Consider the following 25570-nt stretch of genomic DNA (forward strand, 5'->3'; position numbering starts at 1 on the left):
CTTCGGTATGTCAACGACTACAGTACATCTGTTCGTATCTCATACAATTGCATACCGCTATATATTATAAAACCCAAAGTAGTCAATTAATTGTTCAAGTTATTTTTACATAACTCCTTACAGCGGGAAGCAGATATTTGCTCAGACTGGGCATTATTGCACAAACTCAGCCGCAAACGACTAGTGCAATCATTACAAAATGCTGGATTTAACACTGAAAGCATCGAGAGTTATGTTTTAGCCTGGGAATGCTTTAAGGAACTTTACACAGGTGACAATACAAAAATTCGTCAGCTGACCAAACCAGATGCTCGGACTTGGGAAGCTATTAGTCATCTTTATAATGCAGAACGTTTCAGCCGATTGAGTTCACCCACTGCCGCAGTCAATCAGCAAACCATAGAAACCTGGGTATTATCTGCTGCTAAAGCTGCCCGTACTTTCCTCTATCCTAAGTTTGTTTCCGCAGACGCTCCCCTCAAAGAAGATGAGGGTAATTTATTAGATATATTGCCTGTAGATTTGCAAACATCTTTACTAACGGAAATTATTGAGCAGGAAGAAGCTGCGAATATGCGATCGCAGCAAGCTCAGTTAAACCAAGTTTTGTCCCAAGCGATCGCTGCACTCGATGCTGAGTCCCAAAAAGTACTACAAGCTTACTACGTTCAACAACTGACTCAACAAGAAATTGCTGCACAGTTAGAAATTAAGCAATATACTGTTTCCCGTCGCCTTCACAGCATTAAAAAGTCATTGCTTCTGACTTTAACGCAATGGAGTCAAAACATCTTGCATATTTCCCTTAAATCCGACGTAGTAGATGCCATAAACACAAGTTTAGAGGAATGGCTGAAAGTCCAATATAGCCATACCCAGATTCAATGAGCAGACAAGAAATAATTTTGTCTCTCCCCTCTCCCTAATATGGTCTTGATATGCAGTCATTCTAAAATTATTTATGTTGAACGCACCTCCCCCATTCACCATTGACTCACAGCATTTATACTTGGAAATTACCCAATCTCCAGAGGAGCAAGAACAACCATACTCAACAGCTGGTGCTTGTCAACGTGGGTGGATAAATCAAAAATGCTTGCAAGCATTTTTGCCTTGGTTCCAGGAGGAAATTGCTGCCACCGCCAGGGTTTATCCTAACAGTGCGGCATTGCCGAGTTTTTGGGAAGTAGTCAATGGCACAGCTATTACTTTTGATCGCGATCGCCTTGTCTTAATTCCCACCCTGGCGATGGATGACGATGAGTTGCGCGTACCGCAGGAATGGGTAGATATTCCAGAATGGGTTGCTGATTATTACATAGCAGTACAAGTTAATCCTGATGATGGCTGGATGAAGATTTTTGGCTACACAACCCATCAAATTCTGAAAACAAAAGGGGTTTATGATGCTGGCGATCGCACTTACAGCTTGGAAAGTGAAGATTTAATTCCAGATATTAATGTGCTGTGGGTTACACGCCAACTCGATCGGTCAGAAGTTTTACGTGCCGAGATTGCACCTTTAGATTCTATTGCCAAAATCTAGGCAGAAAACCTCTTAGAAAGATTGGGCGATCGCGATGTGAAATTCCCACGTTTGGCAGTTCCATTTTCACTCTGGGGTGCGCTCTTGGCACATAGCGGTTGGCGAAAAAAGTTGTATGAACAGCGTCAGGGTTTACTCATACAGTCGTCAATTCCGCAATTATTACAGACAGTAGTAGCCAATTTAGCTCAACAGTGGGGATGGGAAAAAAGAGAATTCCTTGTGGTAGCTGTGGGAATGCGGAGTGCAGAACCAGTCCTCGGCTTGTCTCGGCAAATAATAGTTGCAGAGCAAACATACGAGTTACGTATTTTCCCAAAAAGCGCTTCTGAAGACTATGTTTGGCGTTTTGAATTGCGAAGTACAACTCTTGATGGTCAAATTCCGGCTGGGTTTAAGCTCCGACTACTAACAGAAGACTTACAAGCTTTTGAAAATAATCAAGATATAGCAACAAATCCTGTAGATATGTTGTATTTGGAAGTAATTTTGGAACTAGGAGAAGGATTGGTTTGGGAAATAGAACCCACACCTGAAGACTACGAGCGAGAGATTTTGCGCTTTTAAGTGTTACCTTCAAAAATCTTCACGTTTAGCCCCTATTATTTACTCTTACACTGAATTTAACTACACACAGTAGGTAATTCATTTAGCAACCAAGATATATATAGCAGGGTGTAAGGGCACGGTAGTGCCCATAGGTGTCAATTTAACCTAAAACCCGCTTGGTAACAACGTTTTGCCCTCACCCCCAGCCCCTCTCCCCAAGGGAGAGGGGAGCTAGACATTCAATTCCCCTTCTCCCTTGGGAGAAGGGGTTAGGGGATGAGGGCGTGAGGGATTTGCAAAACGCCTGTCTGATATAGTTTTCGGCTTAAGTTGACACCAATGGGTAGTGCCGTGCCCCTACGGGTGTACCTCAGATAGATACAACTCAACATCTAGGGAGAACTAGCTGTGGACAAGTTAATCATCTTAAACTTAGGGGAGGGAAACTTTGAACAAGGGTTTACCGTGACTCTACAGATTGGCAATGAAAATGTCCGCCCGACTGTAGAAATCACAGGCGAACTTCCCCCCAACCCAGAAATTATCCGCGATTATCACCGTTGGCAATCTATTTATCGTAATTTAAGGCTGCCATCTCGTCCCATTGGTTTACCTAAAGAACTTAACCAAGTCCCTAGCCTAGAATACTGCCAGCAAGTGAGTGAGGAATTTAAAGTAAGTTTTAATACTTGGCTTGCTTCCGATTCCTTTCGTTCCATCCGCGAGACATTGTTAGAAAAACTCATGCTTGCGGATAATATTCGTATGCTTTTACAAACCAAAGACCTGCGATTACAGAAATTTCCTTGGCATCTTTGGGATTTGATAGAACGCTATCCCCAGGCGGAAATAGCCCTGAGCGCTCCTGCCTACGAACAAGTCAACCTTAACCGCATAGCAACTACATCCGACAAAGTAAAAATCTTAGCGATTTTGGGTAACAGTCAAGGTATTGATACCAAAGCAGACCAGGCACTACTTAATTTGTTACCCAATACAGATATCACTTTTTTAGTTGAACCACAATGCCTTGACCTTACTGACCAGCTATGGGAGCAGAATTGGCAGATTCTATTTTTTGCCGGACATAGTTCCACTCAAGAAACGAATCAAACAGGAAAAATCTACATCAATCAAACAGAAAGTCTCACAATAGTCAACTGCTCAGTGCTGCTTTGGACGGAAAACCTCTGTTGTGGACTTGGCCGCTTTGGGGTGAGGTAATTTGGGTTTGGGGTTGGTCTTTTTTAGGCGGTTTGTTTACTGCTTATCTGCACCGATTCATTTATTTAAGCTTGGCAGGAGGAATAGCCATTATCAGTTTATACGTTAGCTGTTTTATACTTTTAATTGTATATAGTTGTTGGGTTCCCCTCATTCCTGCTATGTTGGCTTTAGTAGTTAATAGCTTAATAGCTACAACTTCCTTAAACATGAAATTTAAAAATTAATGATAACGCAAATTTGAAGCATGAAAATCGCCGTTTATCAGGCAGAAGTCAGGAGTATTTATGAAAAGCTATTGGCAAAAAATACAATTAATCACGGCATTCGGAATAACTTTGTTGGGAATTATCGGCTATTCTCCAATGATTTGGATGACATCAGTTGCGGCCATTCCTAAGAAATTTTCACCTCCTCCGCCTCCTCCAGACAGGGGGCAGCAGGCGATCGCGGAGGTGCTGCAAGTCGTGGTTGTGGTGTTAGTAATCAGTCTGTTATTGCACTTGTACCTATATACGAAGAGAGACTCAAACGAAAACAAACAGAAGCTGTTTCTGTTACTAAAGTTTGGGGCTTTACGGCGGAAAAATCGCCAACTTTTTGGTTTTTTGTCCCCTATAAGAAATCTACAATTGATTCCATCGAGTTTGTTCTCAAAGATGAGTCAATTAAACCAAGTCAAACTCTTTACCGAACAATAGTAACAATACCAGAAGTACCAGGAATTATTAGCATTCCCTTAAGCGCAAATACTCCCCCATTGCAAGTAGACAAGATGTATCACTGGTTTTTCAAGATAAAAATCATTTGCAATCCACAACAACCCGTAGAACAGGAGTATGTAGAAGGATGGGTGCAACGGGCCAATCTAAATCCTAAATTAGTAGATAGCTTGAAGCAAGCAACTCCTCAGCAACGGGTAAACCTTTATGCCCAAAATGGTATTTGGTATGATGCTTTGACTACTTTGGCTGAATTACGTCTTAGCAAACCTGAAGATCCAACTCTAGCGGTGGAGTGGATGAATTTGCTTAAATCCGTAGATTTAGAGAGTTTAGCTAAACAACCTCTGATAAAATGTTGCCAAGCCAATGCAAAGGGGAGCATCCCACTTTTTTGAGTGGAGTAAAAGTACTAATTGTCAAACCATCCATTCTACGGGAATTAAGATTTTATTCTCTAAACGTAAAATAAAAACTGGGATGCACCCGCCTAATGTGTCAGCATCAGTAATATGTGTGTTTTTCGCTGCGGGCTTTTAGATTAGCATTTGTGTAATAATTTCATCTTCCTGGCCAGTTGCAAAATTAGCAAAGCGCTTTGCCAAAGGTGGTATCAGTACTAGGGGATTGCTAAATCCAGAGAAAACATGAACGCCTTTAAATCCGGGGATAGCACCAATTAAGGGGAGTTGATTGCTACTAAATGCGACTAAGCAGTGATACCAAGTCCCTGGTAGATTCTCCAATGCTGGTAAAATTTGACCAACACTTTTTCGCAACCATTTTTCGCTTACGTCTGAGTTTACCTTGGCTTGAGGATCTGCGATCGCACGGCTAATTTGACCGATGCGGATACTACCATCTTGAAACTGAATCGCACCCACATCTAAAATCGCTGGTACTAATTCATTACCAAGTTCATCCCATAATTCATCAACTTGTGTAGATTCAGCTTCTAGTTGAAACCGTTGTAGATTGGCTGGCATAACTAAGGTGCGTAACCTGACATCAACGGGTGAGGTTTCAATGATTTCTTCGTGGGTAAAATACAGCTTGATAGAAACACCAGCAGACTTGAGCAGCTGGCGGCTGAGTCCACCCGTACAGATGACAACGTTAGCGCTGTGGAAAGTTGCACTGGTGGTTTGTACACCATCTTGCAATACTTGCAATACTTGGGTAATCTGCATTTCACCCCCAGCACGCTCAAAGGCTTGGATGTAAGCTTGTGCTGTTTTTTCTGGGTGAATATGACCGTGTTTGACAGTTAAAGCCCCAGATATCGCCTCTCGATTTAGCTGCGGTTCCAACTCACAAGCTTCTTGGATACTGAGTAAACGGGGTGGAATGGCAAACTGATTATATGATGCCGCAGTTGTTTCTGGGTCGTTATGGGCTGAAATAGTCAGTAATAAATCTAATTCCCGAAATTGGATATCAGCGTCTAACTCTTGAGATAGGATATGGTAACGTGCGATCGCTTCTTCGCACAATAGCCGAGTTAGTGGCGTATTACCCGACCAATAGGCAAGCCCACCATAACTATAGCGAGTTGCATTCTGTGGTCTGCTGTCTTGCTCCAATAAAAGTACAGAAAAGCCAGTTTTAGCAAGTTCATAGGCGAGTGCAGCACCCGTAATTCCACCGCCAACCACAATCCAGTCGTAGGTTTTCATTTTAAATATCTTTCTTATAGCGCTTCTCGTTTGCGTGAGGTACACCCGTAGGGGCACGGCACTGCCGTGCCCCTACACCCCACGATGTAATGTTATACTGCATCTGAATGGGAACCGCTATAATTACGAATTACCATAAGTTGCTTGTAAACGGCTTAAAAGATATTCTCCCGCAAGGATAGGAGGATAGATAGGCGATTGTTCTTTCTGGCAACTCTCCAAACAAGTAATTTCTGTATGATCATTAGGATGACAGAAAAAAGCCATAGAATACCGAGACTGATTTATCCTGTTATCAGTGGGAATCATCACTCGATGCTTAGTTGAGCAAAATCGATGATTAGTCCATCGTTGCATTAAATCGCCAGTATTGATTATTACAGTATCAGGAATTGCAGGCGCGGCAATCCACTCTCCAAATGCTGTCTGTACTTCTAACCCGCCAATGTCATCTTGGAAAAGTAAGGTAATACTGCCATAATCGGAATGCTCACCAGCACGCACTTGTCCGGGTTTCGCTGGTGTCTGCGATGGAGGATAGTGTAATAGTCGCAAGGTATGATTTTGTTGATTATGTCTTATAGTAAAAAAATCTTCTGGCAATTCTAACGCCAACTCATAAGCTTGTAATATCGTGTTAGCAAGTTCTGTACAACTATCATAAAAGGTGACAATAGAAGCATTTATCCCGATAGCCGCTTGTTTATTTACATTAAACGCCTCTTTTAAGTCGCCTGGTTTGTTGGGGTCAAGACGTTCTCTCTCAATCCCAACGTAACCCATATTACTAAATTCATCACTCCAAGCTTGCTTTTGCTTAACTTCTAAAGGTAAATTGAAAAAAGATTTGCTGTGAATGAATACTTGTTTGATTAGGTCTTTTGATATTCCCGAATTTTGTAAGTACACGAAGCCAATTTCATGACAAGCTTCATAGATTTGTTTGATAACAGCTTGCCGATTTATTGCGTTGCCTTTAGTAAAATTAGTAAAATCAATTACTGGAATTGTAACCATTGATTCAAAATACCACATCTTTACGCAACTTCAGATTTTGAATGCGAGTATCTTTGGTAGCTGGTACATCTTCCTGAGCAAATGGAATCTGCTTAAAGTTAGCAGCCAGATATTCTGCTAATGCATCTTGTTCAGAACCATCAGCAGCAAAGGTGGCTAAACCTGTACGTTTAGCATCTTTTGATATCAAATCAACCCGTTCTCTTTTCGGAAAAAGATAACCATCACCACCACTTGCTAGGAAGTTTAAGGTGACAGTGCGGAAGATGCGATTATTATCACCCACTAACTCTGCATTTTTCACCACTACATCAATAATTTTGCCTTTGCCATCTTTGATAGCCAGGGATTTAACACGCTTACCTGCTGGCAAATTTGGGTCAAAGCTAAAGGCTAATCCCGCTACTTGAGGAAAACTGCCAGGGGTAGCACCTGGCGCTATGGCTGCTACACTGTGTTCAATTATTGCTAGTAGTTCTTTAGCATTTAAAGTAACTAAAGTCAAGCTATTGTTAAACCGTAAAGCATTGGTGATATCAAGTTGGGAAATTTCCTTTTCTTTCTTGCCTGCTACAGGATTTGCTTGGGGTGGTAGTTTGATAACATCCTGTGAGCGAGTCGAACCTGGGGGAAAAGTATATATACCAATATTGTCACGGATACCACCGCCATTTTTGATGGAAATGACAGTTTTAGGATCGTATCGTTTAGCGATCGCTAAATTAGCTTCGGCTGTTAAATTCCCGAAATTGGTTTCTTGGGTGCGGACATCACCCCGCCAGCCATTGAGAAAAACGTTGGTTTTCCCAAAAATCTGACCATCTTGGGCAATAATCACTTTTTTGAGTGCTTCTGTAATGGCGACAATTTTGGCATCGGGTTTCCCACCGACAGCTGCTACACCTTGGGAATCAGTCGCATAAGCACCGCTAATTTTGGGGTCAATACTAGACGGAATAATTACTCCATTGGCATCAAAGTTAACAACTAGACGACCAACATAGCGATAGTTCCCATCGGTATTAACTACAGCTATCGGATTACCATCTGCGGCTTTTTTGATGATTGGATAAGTTCCCGCAGATTTATCACCCACTCGCAGACGGTCTGTTTTGTCGGCTAGTAAGGTATTGGAACCACCAGCAACAATAATATCTACTCCCTTGAGTAATGTTGCTAGCTTTTGCTCAATCGCAATTTGCTGCATGTGTGCCAATAAAATGACTTTATTAATCTCTGGATTCTTTGTCAGCAGTGTATCAACAGAAGTTTGAATTTCAGCAGCCAAAGCGGCGATATCTGCGGTATCGCGGTCATTAAATTCTTTAGGCAATACAGTCACACCACCGGGAGAAGAAATAGTCCGCAGTGTGGGAGTTGTCGCCCCAACCACAGCAATTTTTTCACCATTGACGGTAATGATAGTGCTTCGGGCAATTTTATTCGGAATTTTACTTGCCTCTTGTCCATCAGCAGTAACTAATTTTGCCAGGTCTTTATCAGTGCTGAAGTCGAGATTTGTGCTGAGATAAGGAAATTTTGTCCCTGGGTAATCTTCTTTGGCACGAAGTAAGTCGGCAACAACACCCGTACCTAAGTCAAATTCGTGATTACCAAAGGCGATCGCACCAAACCCAAGAGCATTTAGAATTAAAATATCTCCCCGTCCCTGACCACCAAAAGCTCTGTCACTGGCAAATAAGAAGGGACTGGGAATATAAGCATCTCCAGATGAAAGGATTAAGGTATTAGGATAATCAGGTTTACCATCACGATTAGCATCCTGATTTTTGAGTGCATTCAACACCGCCGAAAAATTCGGTGCATCTTTCAGCGCTGGGACACCCGCTTCTTGGTCGGAAGTATGTAAAAGTTGTAGTGTGAACCCTGACTTATGTGCTGTTTTAACTTGCAGCACACCACCAGTAGTTCCTAAAAATAAAAAGATGCCAGATATAATCAGCCAACTTAACTGGCTAGTTCTTAAATCTCGGCGATTAAACTTACTGAAAAATCGACTTCTCCGATCTAAAAAAGACATAATAAATTTTCTAGCTCATCAGTGGTGAATAATTTTTTAGTCTTAAAATCGCTTAACCTGGCGGGGCTGCTTCTTCAAAGGGACGGATAATCGCCGGGGCTGGTGTCACTTCTGGTTTAAAGATTCCCTGTAATGCTTGTTCTAAAGTTTGCGCCATGACAATCCGGTTTTCGTAAGCCACCACTACCCGTACCAAGGTTGGCAGACTATTCTGTGTGGCTTCTAGATAGATTGGCTCGACATACAGCAGCGATTGCTCAATGGGAATTACTAGTAGATTGCCTTGAATAGCTCTCGAACCCTGGCGATTCCACAAGGAAATTTGCTGAGAAATTACTGGGTCTTGGTTAATTCGCGCCTCGATTTGCTCTGTTCCATAAATCAGGCGTTCTTTAGGAAAGACATATAACACCAACTTACCGTAGTTTTTGCCATCCGATCGCGCCGCTAACCAAGCAATTAAATTAGTCCGTTGTTTGGGAGTATAGGGTAAAAGCAGAATAAATTCTTCAAAGTCTACAGTGGGTAGACTAGTAATCAAATAATACGGATCTACTGGACGGGGTTCACTACCATAGATTTCATTCGGAATCTGCCATTGGTCTTCCCGATTATAAAATACTTGGGGGTCGGTCATGTGATAGATCATCAACCGCTCAGATTGAATTTTGAAAAAGTCCACCGGATATCGGGTATGACTGCGGAGATTGACTGGCATTGTACTGAGCGGTTTGAACATCTTGGGAAATATCGCTGACCAAGTGGCAATGATCGGGTCGCTTTGATCGGCAATGTAAAACTTCACAGTGCCGTGATAGGCATCAATCACTACTTTGATAGAATTGCGAATGTAGTTAATTCCATCGCTACCAGTGTCTGAGTAGGGATAGCGATCGCTCGTTGTGTAAGCATCTACAATCCAATAAAGATAACTGGGATTACTTGGGAAATCTTGATTAGCAGTAGCAGCAACTAAATAGGGGTCGCTGTCAAATTTCAGGAAGGGTGCGATCGCTTGAATTCTTTCCTTGACATTTCGTCGCAGTAGCACTCTTGTATCTGGCAAAAAGTCCCGTGTCAGCACCATCTGCCAATCTTTCAAATACATCGCAAATAGCCACCGTCGCCATGCTGAACCGATTTCAACGCCACCCAATCCCTCATAAGAGTTGTAAACATTATCACTACCGCTAGGATAGTCTAGCTCTCTAACTCTTGTGCCAGTCATTACATAAGTATTAGTAATCTCACCGTAATAAATCCGGGGTTGCCCAATCGGAATACTTTGACGAATGGCTTCATTAGAAGTTGTAAGGGCGCTACTATTACCGCTAATATCTTTAACAAAATATTCTGGTAGCCCACCCGCCCCAACTGTATTCACTGGACTAACAGTAAACCCGAAACCGTGGGTATAAATTAAATGGCGATTAACCCATGTTTGAGCTTCCTGTGGTACGGCACTGTAATCTAATTCTCGTGCAGCAATCAGTACCTGCCGCCGTTCTGTTGATTCAACTGCTTCCTGCTTAGGTGGCGACTTTTGGGGGGCAGGTGGTCGAGGTGAAGGTTCATCTGTTTTGAGAGTATATCGATCGATATCGGCATCGGGGAACTGATAATATGGGCGAATTTGTTGCAGTTGACGGTTAGTTTCTAACAGTGGTCGCTCATCCCACAGGCGAATATTCCGAATTGTCGAGTCATTCTTTTGAATATCAGCTTCAGTCAGTGTTCCTTGGGGGTTGAAGCTTCTAGAATCGATCGCTTCTAAATCGAATGCTTGGCGAGTCAAGGCAATAGTCCGCTGAATGTAGGGTTGCTCTCGTTGCAACTCATTAGGTTGGACAATTAAATATTGCACCACAGTAGGTAAAACAACATTAGCAGCTGCAACTAATACTAGATAAACCCCTAATCCGTAAAATAGAAAGGGACGATACTGAGATTTGGGTTTCCAGAAAAATGTTCGCCAAAGGAGGTAAAAGGCGATCGCAACTGCCACAATGCACAAGACGGTGTAAGCTGGCAACTGGGCTGTAACATCGGTATAGCTAGCACCATAACTCACACCACGGCTAGAATACACGAGTTCATAGCGAGTTAGCCCATAACTCAGAGCCACTACCAGCATCAACAAGCCACCCATACCGAATAAATGACGCTGCTGCTGGGGCGAAAAACCGGAGAAAATTCCCTGACTTAAACTATCCGCCGACAACAAATAAGTGAGAGTAACGGCGACGAAGCCATACAAACATAATCCCATCAGCCAGAGTTCTAGCAGTTCCCAAAAGGGTAAAGAAAATACATAAAAGCTGATATCTCGACCAAATAAAGGCTCAGTGCTGTTGAAACGGGTGGGGTGGAAATATTGCAGCACCTTTGGCCAGTGTCGGAATATGATGAAGGCAAAAATGGGACTGAAGAGAATTGCGATCGCAGTCAGTAAAAATTGAGGATAGATTAAGATGGCGATCGCTACTCCCACAATTAAACCGAGATACCAGACTTGAGAGACAATCTGCCTCAAAAGTTGCCAGATTGTCTCCGGTCGAAATAGGGCGGGAACGGGTAGAATAGCCTGATTAACTGGAGAATGCCAGTAGAAAAGAGCAATTTGACCATAGTGAACCAGCATTAACCCAATCAACAAGCTCAGAATCAGAGTTAAGGGTAATAACCAGTGTAATTTTAATGCTTGAAAGCCTTGCGGCGCAAGTATCCGGGTTTCGTTGCGTTTTGGATAATTAGGACTGAGAAAATTTGTTAATTCACTGTTGAGTTCTGCTGGCTCAATCTTTAGAGACTGGGAATATTTTAGCCGTTGTGCCAAAGCCAGGTTTAGCAGTAGATAGGCAGCAGTTATTCCAGCCACGACTACCCACAAAATACCGCGAGTCAGCAGCCTCAACATAAATACTTGGAGATAGCCGACTTCTTGAAACCAAAAAATCTCTGCTCCCAAGCGGGAACCCAGATCCAACAGTAGCCACAGCCCCAAGAATACAATTAATAGTCTAAAGCCCCATTTCCAATACATTTGATTCACCATCATTCATCCTTAGAACTCGGTTGTTGCAGTTCAAGGCACGAAGTTCCGAGTTCCCAGCCTCAAGCTTGCTGATTAGAAGTCTATTTTCCTGTTCTACTGTCCTTACTTGCTACCTCCCTAAAAGGCTTTGGGAAGTCCAGCTTGTTTCAAAACTCCATTAGCGGTATGGCGTGACTTGATGGTTCCGTCTACAACAAACCGACGATCTGTAATTGGACTGTACCAGATTTCATGATCTCCTTTACCTTGCCGTTCAAAGTAGCACCCAACTTCTGAAAGCATCTTTTTCAACTCAGGAGTGAACGACGCACCCATCTATGAAGCCACCTTAATCAACTCTTGTCGATGGCTGATTAACTCAAAGGTGATAGAACCTACATAGTCAGGAGGGACAATTTTGTTGAGAATGATCAGTTCTGGAATTATTTCTCGCAGCTTTTGCGTCAGAACCTCAATCGTAGAAGCTTCTGTTACCAATCCAGGTACGTCATCACTAGTTGCTACCCAAACTTCTGCGTCTGAATCCCAAAATGCTTCAACCTTAAACGTGATTTGTGCCATCATTGAGTGCTTACAATGTAGTTCCAGTTTAGAACATCCGAGTCCTCAGGGTAAGCGTAGATGCACCATTAGATAACAAGCAATCGCATTTTTGATCGTCAAAGCGATGTCTAAGGGCGGGCTACGCCTACGCCTTTGATTCACCATCATTCACCCTTGGATCTCGGTTGTTGCAGTTCAAAGGTCGGAGTTCCGAGTTTAAAAGTCGAAGTTCCGAGTTCAAAGGTCGGAGTTTCGAGTTCAAAGGTGGAAGTTCCGAGTTCAGAGGTGGAAGTTTTGAGTTCAGAGGTGGAAGTTTCGAGTTCAGAGGTGGAAGTTTCAAGTTCTGAAAGTGAAAACTGGAGTTCTGAGCCTAAATGGTGGAGATAATAAGTACAGACCATTGTAAGGGCACGGCATTGCCGTGCCCCTACCCATGTTCTTTACTCCAAACATATTTACGGCAGACTTCGCAAGCGGCTATTGCTTCCTCGGTTTGCGGATTGGTGAAGATCGGATGGTAACGCAACCTGTCGCAACAGACTTGCAACCATGCACGCCAGTTACCGCGCCACAACCGTACCGTGCCGTCACGACCGCCACTAACAATCGTCTGCCCATCGGCGCTGATGGCCACAGACCTGACATAATACTCATGACCACGCAATGGTTCAGCTAAGGGAAGACCTTGGCGGTTCCACAACCGCACTGTGCCGTCATCACCACCACTGACAATTGTCTGCCCATCAGTACTGATGGCGACAGAATAGACATCACCTTCATGTCCACGCAATGGTTCAGCTAAGAGAAGACCTTGGCGGTTCCATAACCGTACTGTGCCGTCATCACCACCACTGACAATTGTCTGCCCATCAGTGCTGATGGCGACAGACCAGACATAATCCTCATGTCCACGAAATGGTTCAGCTAAGGGAAGACCTTGGCGGTTCCACAATCGTACTGTGCCATTATCACCACCACTGACAATAGTTTGCCCCTCAGTGCTGATGGCGACAGAAATGACTTCACCCTCATGACCACGCAATTGTTCAGCTAAGGGAAGACCCTGGTGATTCCACAACCGCACTGTACCGTCACGACCGCCACTGATAATGGTCTGCCCATCAGTGCTGATGGCGACAGAAATGACTTCACCTTCATGTCCACGCAATGGTTCAGTCAAGGGAAGACCTTGGCGGTTCCACAACCGTACTGTGCCATCATCACCACCACTGACAATTGTTTGCCCCTCAGTGCTGATGGCAATAGACCTGACCCAATCCTCATGACCACGCAATGGTTCAGTCAAGGGAAGACCTTGGCGGTTCCACAACCGTACTGTGCCGTCATCACTACCACTGACAATGGTCTGCCCATCGGCGCTGATGGCGATAGAAATGACTTCACCCTCATGACCACGCAATGGTTCAGCTAAGGGAAGACCTTGGCGGTTCCACAACCGCACTGTGCGGGCAAAACCACCACTGACAATGGTCTGCCCATCGGCGCTGATGGCCACAGAATTGATAGCACGCTCATGACCACGTAATGGTTCAGCTAAGGGAAGACCTTGGTGGTTCCACAACCGTACTGTGCGGTCACTACCACCACTGACAATAGTCTGCCCATCGGCGCTGATGGCGACAGAAATGACTTCACCCTTATGTCCACGCAATGGTTCAGCTAAGGGAAGACCCTGCAAGTTCCACAACCGCACTGTGCCGTCATCACCACCACTGACAATTGTCTGCCCATCAGTACTGATGGCGACAGAATTGACATCACCTTCATGACCACGGAATGGTTCAGCTAAGGAAAGACCTTGGCGGTTCCACAACCGCACTGTGCGGTCAAAACCGCCACTGACAATGGTCTGCCCATCGGCGCTGATGACGACAGACCTGACATCACCCTTATGTCCACACAATGGTTCAGCTAAGGGAAGACCCTGCAAGTTCCACAACCGCACTGTGCCGTCATCACCACCACTGACAATCATCTGTCCATCAGTACTGATGGCGACAGAATTGACATCACCTTCATGACCACGGAATGGTTCAGCTAAGGAAAGACCTTGGCGGTTCCACAATCGTACTGTGCCGTCACGATCGCCACTGACAATGGTCTGCCCATTGGCGCTGATGGTGGCACAAGAGACATAATCCTGATGACCACGGAATGGTTCAGCTAAGGGAAGACCTTGGTGGTTCCACAACCGCACTGTCCGGTCAAAACCGCCACTTACAATGGTCTGCCCATCGGCGCTGATGGCGACAGAATTGACATAATCCTCATGACCATGCAAAGGAATGGAGACTCTTGCTTTATTCGTCACCTGATTCAAACTGTTCTGAACTGGTGCAAGAATCTGCTGGGGTAGTTTCTCTTGATTCTCACCGATTGTTTGAATTGCCAAAACTAGACTCTCTAGGGGTTGGACAGTCAATAAATTCTCTACCCTGGCGGCTTTCTCTCGCAATCGTAATTCAGTGAGTGCTTTTTCTAATGTAGCGATCTGGTGCTGTTCATAAGCATCACTGCATTGATATAAATTCTTGGCTTGAGGCGATGATAAAAACTCTAGCTTTTCCCAATTTTCCCGCACCTCTGCCAATAATCCCCCCTGCATTAAGTATTTTTCATTCTCCCCTTTGTTCAACCACTCGCGTAATGCATCTGCTAACCTATCATTCAACCGTCGCAAATCTCGGTCTTGTTGTCGCCATTGGGCAAACCTCTCCCAACCCTCAATTAAGGCTTCATGGGCTAAGTCAATCCAAGCTTTTCCTTGTTCACCTTTGCCAGCAACCAGCAAACGTCCTTTCACCAATCCTTCATCTAGCAATTCACTTAATGCTTTCTGCTTTTCTTGCTTATTACCAGCAATGGTTAATAGTTCAGTTTTTGGTTGGCGTTGTCGCGTATCCTTTTCTCCCTCTCCGGTTCGCACTAATCGCAGGAAAATTTGCTTAATCCAGCCTTTCTCTTGTTCATTTCGTTCTTGAGTCGGGGAATCCTGCTGATAATCTTCGTAAAGATAAACATTTTCTGCATGAAGATTTAGCGCCCCTGTCAATCCTTGGAAGTTTTCATACTGTTCTAGGGTCAGCTGATGCTTTTGTTGGTCGCGTTTTTCCCAGAGTCTAGTTAAAGCAAACTCCATCAACGGCAAATATCCCGGTTCTTTACCAACATCTTCTAAAATGTTCAGTACTAGTCTTTCTTCAACACTATGACCTTGAAGTTTAGCAGGTTCGGTTATTGTCTCTTTTAAATCAATTCCAGTTATACGAGGTATCAAAACAAGCTGATTTTCAATCAATTTATTTAAAGACGGATAGTGTGAACATGGTTCGAGAAAATCCGATCGCATGGTAATCACAACCGCCAACCGCGAATCGGTCATCTCAACTACCTGAGTCAGCAATTCAATAAATCTCTGCTTTTCTTCAGCAACAGAGACAGTAAATAGTTCCTCAAACTGATCTACTACCAATAAAAATTTGTCTGCACCTGTGAGATGCTGCAAAATTACAGGTAAAGGATTCGCTTGTTGAGTAATCAACTCCCAAAGCAATCTTTCTTTTTTCGCCCCTGGAAAAAATGCTTTCAGAACTCCTCTCAATTCCTGCAAAGGCTGAAATCCTGGCTTGATTGGCGGTAAAATTTGCCAGACACTATTATCTAATTCTGGAATCAAACCCGCCTGAACTACAGAAGATTTACCACTCCCGGAAGCGCCAATAATCGGAACAAAGGGCTTCTGTGCCAGTTTCCCCAGAATCTTCCTCACTACCTGCTTGCGTCCAAAGAAAAACTGTTTTTGTTCCGCTTCAAAGGCTTTTAAACCTTGATAAGGACATTCTTCCTTTACCTCAAAGGTTTGAGCTTGTCTTTGATTGTTGTGGGTAATTAGAGTAATCGAACGCCCCCAACCCATGCGGATTGGTTCTTGACCACTGCTTTTAAGTTCTGTGGCAAGTATATCGAAGAGGCGATCGCCTGTCACTTTTCCATGATCATTAGTATTCTCAGGTAACAAACCAGCCAGCAAAGCTGTTGTAAAAATACTGTGTTGTTCGCTTCTTCTGGCATAGGCTTGTTGAAAACCTCTGCAAGCAGCAATAAAGTAGTAATCGCGCTGTGAAATAAAGGCGGTAAGAGTTTTTTCAATGAGATTGCGTTCTAAAAATTCACCGCTATGACAGCAATCTAACAGTACTACTAGACTACTCAAGTCGGAATCTCTAATTAAACTGTTCAAACTCAGAAGACTAATCCCGCCTGTTTGTTCAATAATTTGGTCGCCTTGAGTGACAATTGTCAAGTCAGAGGTTGCTAGATATGCTTGCTGTGTTCCTAAGCTGTCAGATACAGTGATGCCATGCCCTGTAAAGTAAATTACGGCTTCGTTTTTAACTGCTTGTTGTTGCAAAAGTGTTTTTAAAGCTTCAGCCAACTTAGTTGTACTAACTTTCCCTTTGAGAATAGCGATATCCTCAAAATCACCATACGCTTTTAGTACTCGTTCCACCGCTTCTGCATCCGTAGCTGGTTTTGTGAGGTTGGAAAGCTGATTTGTATAATCTGTAATGCCAACAACAAGCGCGTAACGAGCCATCTATACATATTTAAGTTGTCTGTTACAGAATAAGATAACGTAAATACACCTAAAATCTGAGGGCTTGATGTCGAACATAGAACGTTTAGTCTTTGAAGAAGACGGGGAAATCTATACAATTCTGTTCGAGTCAAAGGAAACGCCAACTGTTCCAGAAGTAGTCACACCAGAGGTTGATGACGATAAAGAATCCTACGGTTTTCCGGGAGAAGCATTTGTCAAGATTGAGGAAGTTCACCATCAAATTCGAGCTTATACCAAATATGCCATTGGCGCTTTTAAAAATTTAGGTGCTGCTGAAGTTGAAGAGGTGACTCTGAAGTTTGGCTTGAAGATAGGCGGAAAAACTGGTATCCCTTTCGTAACTGAAGGTTCGGCGGAGAGTAATTTTGAAATTGAGGTGAAGTGTAAATTTCCTGAGAAGAAGCAAAATTCCAGCACTTGAGGTTTTGCTTTAGCAGGAATAAGCTTTATACCTTCAGCTATGCGAAACATTATGGAAGCGATGTCTTTGATGGGCTACGTCTACGCCTTTGATTCACCATCATTGACCCTTGAATCTCGGATGTTGCTGTTCAAAGCACGAAGTTCCGAGTTAAAAAGGAGAGCGATCGCCTTCCACTCTCCATCATTCACTCTTGGATCTCGGACGTTGCTGTTGAGAGCTTCAAATTTCGTGTTCTCATCTCGAAATTCTATGTTCTGAGGTTGAAGCTTCGAGTTCAGAACTCGGAACGCCGAGCAATTTACTCCAACATCCGAGTTCTTAGCTTCAACATTGCACCTAAGAAGTGCGTAGGCGTAGCCCGCCCTTAGACATCGCCGAGCTATTTTCTACAACGTTGCTGCTTGAGGCTTGGACTTCCGTGATTTACGGGCGAACCTTTGCCCCATTTCCTCAACTATTCCATCTAAACCAGCGCCTTGTCCACTAGCTTTGGCATAGTTATACACCTGCAAGGCAGCTGCATAAGCTTCACTGCCCACTGCTATAGATGTATCATCCAGCAACTCTTGTAATTGTGACAAAGACAGCAATACTGGATACAAAGCTTCAAATAATTGTACGTCTTTCCGCATCTCATTAAGGTCAAACGATCGCGGCAAAAACTCTGGGTTCTGTGTCGCTACTTCCAATGCTTTGCTGACAAAGGCACGGCTTTTATCTCCCATCTTGGGTAAAGCTTTACGCTCCTCATTACTTAAATCAATCAAAAATGGTAATTTGTCTTTAATTGTAGCGATCGCTTGCAACACTGCATCTCTCTCTGATTGCGCTAGTGTTGCACTAATTGGGGCTGTGGACATAGAAATTAGTCTCCAGTATGTTGCTTAATTTTAGAGTGCCCACATATACAATTTTAATTTCAATAACACCAATAAAAATTCCAAATTAAAAAGGTGAGCTTTGTCAAAGTGCGGGTTACGCCTAAGCCTTTCACTCACCATAATTTACCCTTGGATCTCGGTTGTTGCAGTTGTGAACATAAAGTTCCGAGTTTTGAGCATCAACTTCCAAGTTTTGAAGGTGAAAACTGGAGTTCTGAGCCTAAATTGAGAAAATAATAAGTCTCTTTTTCGTGTTCTCCTCTCTTTACTTACTGCCTTTATAGCCGTTTGCAATTGAGCCGAGTACAGACCTTCTTAGAGGCACGGCAATGCCGTGTTTTTATCCGCTGACTTTACTCCAAACATATTTTTGGCAGGTTTCACAGGCGGCTTTTGCTTCCTCTGTTTGCGGATTGGTGAAGATGGGATGGTAACGTAACCTATCACAACAGACTTGCAACCATGCACGCCAGTCACCGCGCCACAAACGCACAGTGCCATCTTCACCGCCGCTAACAATCGTCTGCCCATCGGCGCTAATGGCGACAGAATAAACCCAACCCTCATGACCATGTAAAGGTTCAGCCAAGGGAAGACCTTGCAGATTCCACAACTGCACAGTGCCGTCATCACCGCCACTAACAATCGTCTGCCCATCGGCGCTAATCGCAACAGAATACACCCAACCTTTATGACCGCGCAAAGGTTCAGCTAAGGCAAGACCTTGATAATTCCACAAACGCACAGTGCCATCAGTACCGCCACTAACAATCGTCTGCCCATTGGCGCTAATCGCAACAGAATTGACAAAACCCTGATGACCGGGCAAAGGTTCAGCTAAGGCAAGACCTTGACCATTCCACAACCGCACAGTGCCGTCATCACCACCACTGACAATCGTCTGCCCATCGGCACTGATGGCCACAGAATTGACATTACCCTGATGACCACGCAAAGGTTCAGCTAAAGGCAGACCTTGCAGGTTCCACAAACGCACCGTGCCGTCACTACCACCACTGACAATCGTCTGCCCATCGGCACTGATAGCAACAGAATAAACCCAACCCTGATGACCACACAAAGGTTCAGCTAAGGTCAGACCTTGCAGGTTCCACAACCGCACCTTACCGTCAGTACCGCCACTGACAATCGTCTGACCATCGGCACTGATGGTAACAGAATAGACCCAACCCTTTTGATCGTGCAAAGGTTCTGCTGAGGTCAGACCTTGGTGATTCCACAACCGCACCGTGCCATCAGTACCACCACTGGCAATTGTCTGCCTGTCGGTGCTGATGGCGACAGACCTAACATTACCTTCATGACCACGCAAAGGTTCAGCTAAGGCAAGACCTTGACGATTCCACAACCGCACCATACCATTGGCACTGCCACTGACAATCGTCTGCCCATTGGCGCTGATGGCGACAGAAGAGACATTACCCTCATGACCGCGCAAAGGTTCAGCTAAGGAAAAACCTTGGCGATTCCACAACCGCACCGTACCGTCAGTACCGGCACTGACAATGTTCTGCCCATTGGCGCTGATGGCGACAGAAGAGACATTACCCTCATGACCGCGCAAAGGTTCAGCCAAGAGAAGACCTTGATAATTCCACAACCGCAGCGTACCATCAACACTGCCACTGACAATTGTCTGCCCATCAGCACTGATGGCGACAGAATAGACATTACCCTGATGACCGCGCAAAGGTTTAGCTAAGGGAAGACCTTGGCAGTTCCACAACCGCAGCATACCATCAGCACCGCCACTGACAATTGTCTGCCCATCGGCACTGATGGCGACAGAATTGACATTACCCTGATGACCGCGCAAAGGTTCAGCTAAGGAAAGACCTTGATGGTTCCACAACCGCAGCGTACCATCAGCACCGCCACTGACAATTGTTTGCCCATCAGCACTGATGGCGACAGAATTGACATTACCCTGATGACCGCGCAAAGGTTCAGCTAAGGAAAGACCTTGGTGGTTCCACACCCGCAACGTACCATCAGCACCGCCACTGACAATCGTCTGCCCATCAGCACTGATGGCGATAGAATTGACATTACCTTGATGACCGCGCAAAGGTTCAGCTAAGGAAAGACCTTGATGGTTCCACACCCGCAACGTACCATCAGCACCGCCACTGACAATCGTCTGCCCATCAGCACTGATGGCGATAGAATTGACATTACCCTCATGACCACAGAAGGGAATAGAGACTCTTGCTTTATTCACCACCCGATTCAAACTGTTTTGAACTGATGCAAGAATCTGCTGGGGTAGTTTCTCTTGATTCTCACCCATAGCTTGAATTGCCAAAACTAGACTATCTAGGGGTTGGAAGGGCAATAAATTCTCTACTCTAGCCGCTTTCTCTCGCAACTGGGATTCAGTAAGCGCCCTTTCCAACTCGGCAATGCGGTCTTTTTGATCAGCATCGGTGCGCTGGTAAAAATCTTCATCTTGTTGGGGTGATTGCAAATGGGGCTGCAATTGTTGCCAGCTATCCTCCACTTGGGCCAGCAATCCCTTTTGCATTAAATATTTGTCATCCGGCCTTTCGTTCAACCATTCCCGTCGGGTATTTTCTAATGTATCGCTCAACGGTCGCAAGTCTCGGTCTTGTTGTTGCCACTGGGCAAACTGCTGCCAACTTTCAATTAAAGCTTCATGGGCTAAATCAATCCAGACTTCTCCTTTTTCATCTTTCCCAGTAACTAATAAGCGTCCCTTAACCAATCCCGCTTCACCATCTAGCAACTCACTAAGTTGTTGCTGTTGATTGGCTTCATCACCTGCAATATTTAATAATGTGGCTTTTGGTTGGCGCTGTCGGGTATCCTTTTCTCCCTCTCCCGTTCGCACTAACCGCAGAAAAATCTGCTTAATCCATTCTTTTTCTTGCTGACTGCGTTCTTGAGTTGGATATTCTTTCTCATAATCTTGGTAGTGATAAACATTTTCTGCATGGAGATTTAACACCGCAGTTAATCCTCCCAACTTCTCATACTCTTCTTGGGTTAGTTGATGTTTCTTTTGCTCGCGTTTCTCCCAGAGTTTAGTTAAAGCAAACTCTAACAATGGCAAACTCCCTGGTTCTTGTTTAAGATTTGGGAGAATTTTTAATAATCCTGCTTCTTCAACACTATGAACCTGAAGCTTGGCAGACTTGGCGATTGTCTCCTTTAAATCAACTCCAGTTAAAGGCAGCATAACTGCTGCCTGGGTTTGAATCAGGTGAGTTAGAGAAGGATTATCTAAACAAGATTCAATAAAATCGCCTCGCATAGTAATTACAACTGCTAACCGCGAATCATGAATCTCTACTACCCCAGTAAGTAGTTCAATAAATCTCTGCCGTTCTTCCTTATCTATACAAACTGTAAATACTTCCTCAAATTCATCTACCACCAGCAAAAATTTTTCTGTGTTAGCCACAGCCTCTGTATCATTGATAGGTTTACTCAGGCTGCCGAAACTGTTGTCATTCTGAGCAATTTCAACCACAAGGGCGTATTGTGTCATCTTCTTTTGTTAAAACTATTGAGAAATTACCTCTGTGCTTTAAAATACCCAAATTGACTAGTGATTTACCCATTAGAGTTAAAAACTCTAGATTTAAAATTCAAGTAGAGTTGAGCAATACACGGTAGAAGCACAATATTAAAGTTTTAGTGACTGGAATAAGCTCTATACCTTGTGGTTTGGTAGTAATTACGGGAGCGATGTCTAAGGGCGGCTACGACTAGTTAGAAAATTTCAGCTACCTTGAGAAAAATCGCACATCGCGCTAGTCTTCATTGACGTAACTGCACGCTGTAACATTAAGCGATGACAAATCAACTCTCTCCAGTAATTCCCTCTTGCACTTGGAGCCGTCCCATCGGCTTAGGCTGGGACAAACCTTATACAGTCCGCTATGCAAGTAATATTGATGATGGCCCTTGGCATGGTATGCCTTTAGGCGGCTTTGGTGCAGGTTGCATCGGTCGTTCTTCACGGGGAGACTTTAACCTGTGGCACATAGACGGCGGTGAGCATAACTTCAAAAACGTTCCCGCTTGTCAATTCAGTGTGTTTGAATCCAATAGTACATCTTCCCAAGCCTATGCTTTATCTACCCAAGCGCCCGATGATGGCACTCTTAAGGCTTGGCAATGGTATCCGACACCTCCCGACACAAAGGGGACAGGCAATTATCACGCGCTATATCCACGTAGCTGGTTTGTGTATGAAAATGTATTTCAAGCACAGTTGACTTGTGAGCAATTTTCCCCAGTCTGGGCAGGCAATTACCAAGAAACTAGCTACCCTGTGGCAATATTCCTCTGGAATGCTCATAATTCCACAGATGCAACGATTACTCTCAGCATTATGCTCACTTGGCAAAATATGGTGGGCTGGTTTACAAACACTCTCAAATCTCCCGAAGTGCGGGTGCGCGATGATGGTAGTCCGGTTTACGAATACCAACCGCGCTGGGGCGAAAGTCAAGGAAACTATAACCAGATAGTTGAAAATACACAACAGGTTGGCTGTATTTTAGGTCGGGTTGGTAGTGATGAACCTTTGCAAGAAGGCGATGGAACTTGGTGTATTGCGATGCTGAAACATCCCAAAGTGGAAGTATTTCACCACAGCCGTTGGAATCCTGAAGGTACAGGTGATGAGGTGTGGCAAAGCTTCGCCCAAGATGGCTCTTTGCCCAATTATGTTGATACTACTCCAGCAACAGAGAATACACAAATCGGGGCTGCGATCGCAATCCGTTTCACTCTCAAACCAGGCGAAACTCTCGAAATCCCCTTTGTCGTCGCTTGGGATTTGCCAATCACAGAATTTGCTGCCGGAGTCAACTATTACCGCAGATATACAGACTTTTTTGATAAAAGTGGAAACAATGCTTGGGCGATCGCATCGACTGCGTTACAAGAATACCAAACCTGGCGATCGCAAATTCAAAGTTGGCAAAAACCCATTCTCGACCGGGAAGATTTACCCAACTGGTTTAAAATGGCTCTATTTAATGAGCTTTATGACCTCACCAGCGGCGGTACTCTCTGGAGTGCAGCATCAGAACTTGACCCCATCGGTCAGTTTGCGGTGCTAGAGTGCTTAGATTACCGTTGGTATGAAAGTCTAGATGTGCGGTTGTATGGCTCTTTTGCCCTGCTAATGCTATTTCCAGAATTAGAAAAATCGGTAATTCGGGCATTTGCACGGGCGATTCCTCAAGGTGATGATACTCCCCGAATCATTGGCTATTACATGACAATTAAGGCAGAAAGCCCAATTGCCGTTCGCAAAGTTGCAGGTGCAACACCCCACGATTTAGGCGCACCGAACGAACACGTCTGGGAGAAAACCAACTACACCAGCTATCAAGACTGTAATTTATGGAAAGATTTAGGTAGTGATTTTGTCTTGCAAGTATACCGTGATTTTTTACTCACGGGTGCTGACGATGTGGAATTCCTAGCAGATTGTTGGAATGCGATCGTTCAAACCCTCGACTACCTGAAAACTTTTGACCTCGACGGCGATGGGATTCCTGAAAATTCTGGCGCACCCGATCAAACCTTTGATGATTGGCGATTACAAGGTGTCAGCGCCTATTGTGGGGGGTTGTGGTTGGCAGCCTTAGAAGCTGCGATCGCAATTAGCGATATTTTATTAACTTACCAGACAGGTAACACAACATTGGCGGCGCAAAAATCCACTTATGAAACTTGGTTACAACAATCTCTTCCTATTTACCAAGAAAAACTCTGGAATGGGGAATATTACCGACTTGATAGTAAAAGTGGTTCCGATGTGGTGATGGCAGATCAATTGTGCGGACAATTCTACGCCCGTCTGCTGGATTTACCTGATATTGTACCGAGCGATCGCGCCCTTTCTGCCCTGAAAACTGTTTATGACGCTTGCTTTTTGAAATTCTGTAATGGTGAGTTTGGTGCTGCTAATGGTGTTCGTCGTGATGGTTCACCAGAAAATCCCAAAGCTACTCATCCCTTAGAAGTTTGGACAGGGATAAACTTTGGGCTGGCGGCTTTTCTCGTGCAAATGGAAATGAAGGATGAAGCGTTGAGGTTGACGCAAGCTGTAGTGCAGCAAATTTATGAAAATGGTCTGCAATTTCGCACGCCAGAAGCTATCACCGCAACTGGGACTTTTCGCGCTAGCACTTACCTGCGGCCAATGGCGATTTGGGGAATTTACTTAGTTATTAATTGATTGACTATCAAAATAGTTCTTGTTTTGATGCAGCACACGTAGATGTCATTGGTGTCAACTTAAGCTGAAATCTTCTGAATGTATGAGTTTTGCCCTCTACCCAAAATTGGCAGAGGGAGCAAATTCTCTAGTTCCCCTTCTCCCAATATGGGAGAAGGGGTTAGGGGATGAGGGCATAAAACCCTTACTCTTACCTAACTTCTACCTTAAGTTGACACCTATGACAGATGTGCGTCCCTAGATCGCTCGTATTTCACGTTACCAAATTTAACCTGTCTTCGTCTGAAAAAGCAAAGTTTAGATTTGCGATTTTATTTTCCGAGTGTTTCCGGAAGCGAAGGAAAATTTCAGTAATGGTAAGAGTTGAAGCATTGAGAATTTAAGACTAATGTTTCAAAAAATGCAAATATTACTAGCTTTAGCTATAAATATTGCTAATAGTTCCCAGACTACGTTCACAATCAAAAGCTAGGTTATGACGTGCCTATTCCTTTACTCAACAGCAAAGTTCATCAGATTGTGGCGCTGCGTATTTAGCAATGATTAGCCAACACTGGGGCATACGCTTAAACCCCTACAGCTTGCGTAACTTAACGCCAGTAAATCTTAGCAGGTGCATTTCACCATTTAGTAGAAGCAGCCCAAACTTGCAGGATGTGAAGCGCTATCAGTGAGGACTAGTCTTATTAAGGTGGACTCATACTATAACCTTTGGATAGCTCATTGTCAAGTAATTCATTGTGTAGTTGTCTGGAGAGATCAAGGCGATCGCATATTGATTTTTGATCTTGTACAACCATTTAGCCCAATTACTACTACATTTGTAATCTCAATTTTATAAATTTATTAGATATTCATACATATAGAAATTTCTGCTGAATTAACTTAATAATATTCTGTATTAATTAGCTTTATATCTATTCTTAAATTCTCTAATATTATTGAACAGACTTAGCCTGCTATATTTTTTTGAGTAAAATTATCCATTTACGGAGCTTTTTCTGGA

The 25570-nt window shown here is 44.0% G+C and carries 15 protein-coding genes and 2 pseudogenes; 7 read left to right on the forward strand and 10 right to left on the reverse strand.

Going from position 1 to position 25570, the window contains the following annotated elements; all coding sequences use genetic code 11:
• The first annotated feature begins 90 nt into the window (after positions 1-90).
• The 4 genes and pseudogenes from NLP_RS26175 to NLP_RS26190 all read left to right on the forward strand — a co-directional run bounded on the left by NLP_RS26175 (position 91) and on the right by NLP_RS26190 (position 4439).
• A complete protein-coding gene (locus NLP_RS26175) occupies positions 91-888 on the forward strand; it encodes a sigma-70 family RNA polymerase sigma factor (RefSeq protein ID WP_104908877.1) in 798 nt (265 codons plus the stop codon).
• A 73-nt stretch (positions 889-961) separates the two neighbouring features.
• Positions 962-2113: pseudogene (locus tag NLP_RS26180) on the forward strand (DUF1822 family protein).
• Positions 2114-2503: 390 nt separating this feature from the next.
• A complete protein-coding gene (locus tag NLP_RS26185) occupies positions 2504-3319 on the forward strand; it encodes a hypothetical protein (protein ID WP_199784700.1) in 816 nt (271 codons plus the stop codon).
• Positions 3320-3830: 511 nt separating this feature from the next.
• On the forward strand, positions 3831-4439 hold the full coding sequence (locus NLP_RS26190; RefSeq protein WP_234017384.1) for a DUF928 domain-containing protein: 609 nt from the start codon (positions 3831-3833) through the stop codon (positions 4437-4439).
• Positions 4440-4577: 138 nt separating this feature from the next.
• Here NLP_RS26190 and NLP_RS26195 read toward each other — a convergent pair whose 3' ends face one another.
• The 8 genes from NLP_RS26195 to NLP_RS26230 form a co-directional block, all read right to left on the reverse strand.
• A complete protein-coding gene (locus NLP_RS26195) occupies positions 4578-5717 on the reverse strand; it encodes an NAD(P)/FAD-dependent oxidoreductase (RefSeq protein ID WP_104908878.1) in 1140 nt (379 codons plus the stop codon).
• Between the two features lie 123 nt (positions 5718-5840).
• Positions 5841-6734: an isopenicillin N synthase family dioxygenase gene (locus tag NLP_RS26200; RefSeq protein WP_104910044.1), complete on the reverse strand. Its 894-nt coding sequence runs from the start codon at positions 6732-6734 to the stop codon at positions 5841-5843.
• Between the two features lie 4 nt (positions 6735-6738).
• A complete protein-coding gene (locus NLP_RS26205; protein WP_104908879.1) occupies positions 6739-8775 on the reverse strand; it encodes a bifunctional metallophosphatase/5'-nucleotidase in 2037 nt (678 codons plus the stop codon).
• 52 nt (positions 8776-8827) lie between these two features.
• The gene (locus tag NLP_RS26210; protein ID WP_104908880.1) at positions 8828-11818 is read right to left on the reverse strand and encodes a UPF0182 family protein; all 2991 of its coding nucleotides are present in this window, start codon (positions 11816-11818) and stop codon (positions 8828-8830) included.
• A 129-nt stretch (positions 11819-11947) separates the two neighbouring features.
• Positions 11948-12145 carry a type II toxin-antitoxin system HicA family toxin gene (locus tag NLP_RS26215; protein WP_104908881.1) on the reverse strand — a complete coding sequence of 66 codons (198 nt, stop codon included), beginning with the start codon at positions 12143-12145 and terminating at the stop codon, positions 11948-11950.
• Positions 12146-12391, reverse strand: a complete 246-nt coding sequence (locus NLP_RS26220) for a DUF1902 domain-containing protein (protein WP_104908882.1) — start codon at positions 12389-12391, stop codon at positions 12146-12148.
• A 146-nt stretch (positions 12392-12537) separates the two neighbouring features.
• A complete protein-coding gene (locus tag NLP_RS26225; RefSeq protein WP_104908883.1) occupies positions 12538-12774 on the reverse strand; it encodes a hypothetical protein in 237 nt (78 codons plus the stop codon).
• A 26-nt stretch (positions 12775-12800) separates the two neighbouring features.
• On the reverse strand, positions 12801-16991 hold the full coding sequence (locus NLP_RS26230; RefSeq protein ID WP_104908884.1) for an nSTAND1 domain-containing NTPase: 4191 nt from the start codon (positions 16989-16991) through the stop codon (positions 12801-12803).
• A 67-nt stretch (positions 16992-17058) separates the two neighbouring features.
• Between NLP_RS26230 and NLP_RS26235 the strand changes: the two genes are divergently transcribed.
• Positions 17059-17436, forward strand: coding sequence for a CU044_2847 family protein (locus tag NLP_RS26235; RefSeq protein WP_104908885.1), 378 nt, complete (start codon positions 17059-17061; stop codon positions 17434-17436).
• A 389-nt stretch (positions 17437-17825) separates the two neighbouring features.
• Here the strand turns inward: NLP_RS26235 and NLP_RS26240 are convergent, their stop codons facing one another.
• Both NLP_RS26240 and NLP_RS26245 read right to left on the reverse strand, forming a co-directional pair.
• Positions 17826-18299 (reverse strand): hypothetical protein, encoded by a 474-nt coding sequence (locus NLP_RS26240; RefSeq protein ID WP_104908886.1) that lies wholly within the window; start codon positions 18297-18299, stop codon positions 17826-17828.
• Positions 18300-18660: 361 nt separating this feature from the next.
• Positions 18661-21852 carry a WD40 repeat domain-containing protein gene (locus tag NLP_RS26245; RefSeq protein ID WP_104908887.1) on the reverse strand — a complete coding sequence of 1064 codons (3192 nt, stop codon included), beginning with the start codon at positions 21850-21852 and terminating at the stop codon, positions 18661-18663.
• Between the two features lie 306 nt (positions 21853-22158).
• On the opposite strand from NLP_RS26245, the gene NLP_RS26250 reads away from it, so the two are divergent.
• Together NLP_RS26250 and NLP_RS36240 are read left to right on the forward strand one after the other, a co-directional pair.
• On the forward strand, positions 22159-24564 hold the full coding sequence (locus NLP_RS26250) for a GH116 family glycosyl hydrolase (protein WP_104908888.1): 2406 nt from the start codon (positions 22159-22161) through the stop codon (positions 24562-24564).
• Between the two features lie 536 nt (positions 24565-25100).
• Positions 25101-25238: pseudogene (locus NLP_RS36240) on the forward strand (hypothetical protein); the annotation flags it as partial.
• Between the last annotated feature and the right edge of the window lie 332 nt (positions 25239-25570).

Origin of the sequence: Nostoc sp. 'Lobaria pulmonaria (5183) cyanobiont', assembly GCF_002949795.1 — a bacterium.
Taxonomy (GTDB): domain Bacteria; phylum Cyanobacteriota; class Cyanobacteriia; order Cyanobacteriales; family Nostocaceae; genus Nostoc.

Excerpts from the sequence above, each read along its gene's own strand:
- NLP_RS26245 (WP_104908887.1), bottom strand. The coding sequence starts at position 21,852 with ATGACACAATACGCCCTTGTGGTTGAAATTGCTCAGAATGACAACAGT.
- NLP_RS26250 (WP_104908888.1), top strand. The coding sequence starts at position 22,159 with ATGACAAATCAACTCTCTCCAGTAATTCCCTCTTGCACTTGGAGCCGT.
- NLP_RS26225 (WP_104908883.1), bottom strand. The coding sequence starts at position 12,774 with ATGGTCTGTACTTATTATCTCCACCATTTAGGCTCAGAACTCCAGTTT.
- NLP_RS26200 (WP_104910044.1), bottom strand. The coding sequence starts at position 6,734 with ATGGTTACAATTCCAGTAATTGATTTTACTAATTTTACTAAAGGCAAC.
- NLP_RS26215 (WP_104908881.1), bottom strand. The coding sequence starts at position 12,145 with ATGGGTGCGTCGTTCACTCCTGAGTTGAAAAAGATGCTTTCAGAAGTT.
- NLP_RS26235 (WP_104908885.1), top strand. The coding sequence starts at position 17,059 with ATGTCGAACATAGAACGTTTAGTCTTTGAAGAAGACGGGGAAATCTAT.
- NLP_RS26195 (WP_104908878.1), bottom strand. The coding sequence starts at position 5,717 with ATGAAAACCTACGACTGGATTGTGGTTGGCGGTGGAATTACGGGTGCT.
- NLP_RS26240 (WP_104908886.1), bottom strand. The coding sequence starts at position 18,299 with ATGTCCACAGCCCCAATTAGTGCAACACTAGCGCAATCAGAGAGAGAT.
- NLP_RS26230 (WP_104908884.1), bottom strand. The coding sequence starts at position 16,991 with ATGGCTCGTTACGCGCTTGTTGTTGGCATTACAGATTATACAAATCAG.
- NLP_RS26220 (WP_104908882.1), bottom strand. The coding sequence starts at position 12,391 with ATGGCACAAATCACGTTTAAGGTTGAAGCATTTTGGGATTCAGACGCA.
- NLP_RS26210 (WP_104908880.1), bottom strand. The coding sequence starts at position 11,818 with ATGTATTGGAAATGGGGCTTTAGACTATTAATTGTATTCTTGGGGCTG.
- NLP_RS26205 (WP_104908879.1), bottom strand. The coding sequence starts at position 8,775 with ATGTCTTTTTTAGATCGGAGAAGTCGATTTTTCAGTAAGTTTAATCGC.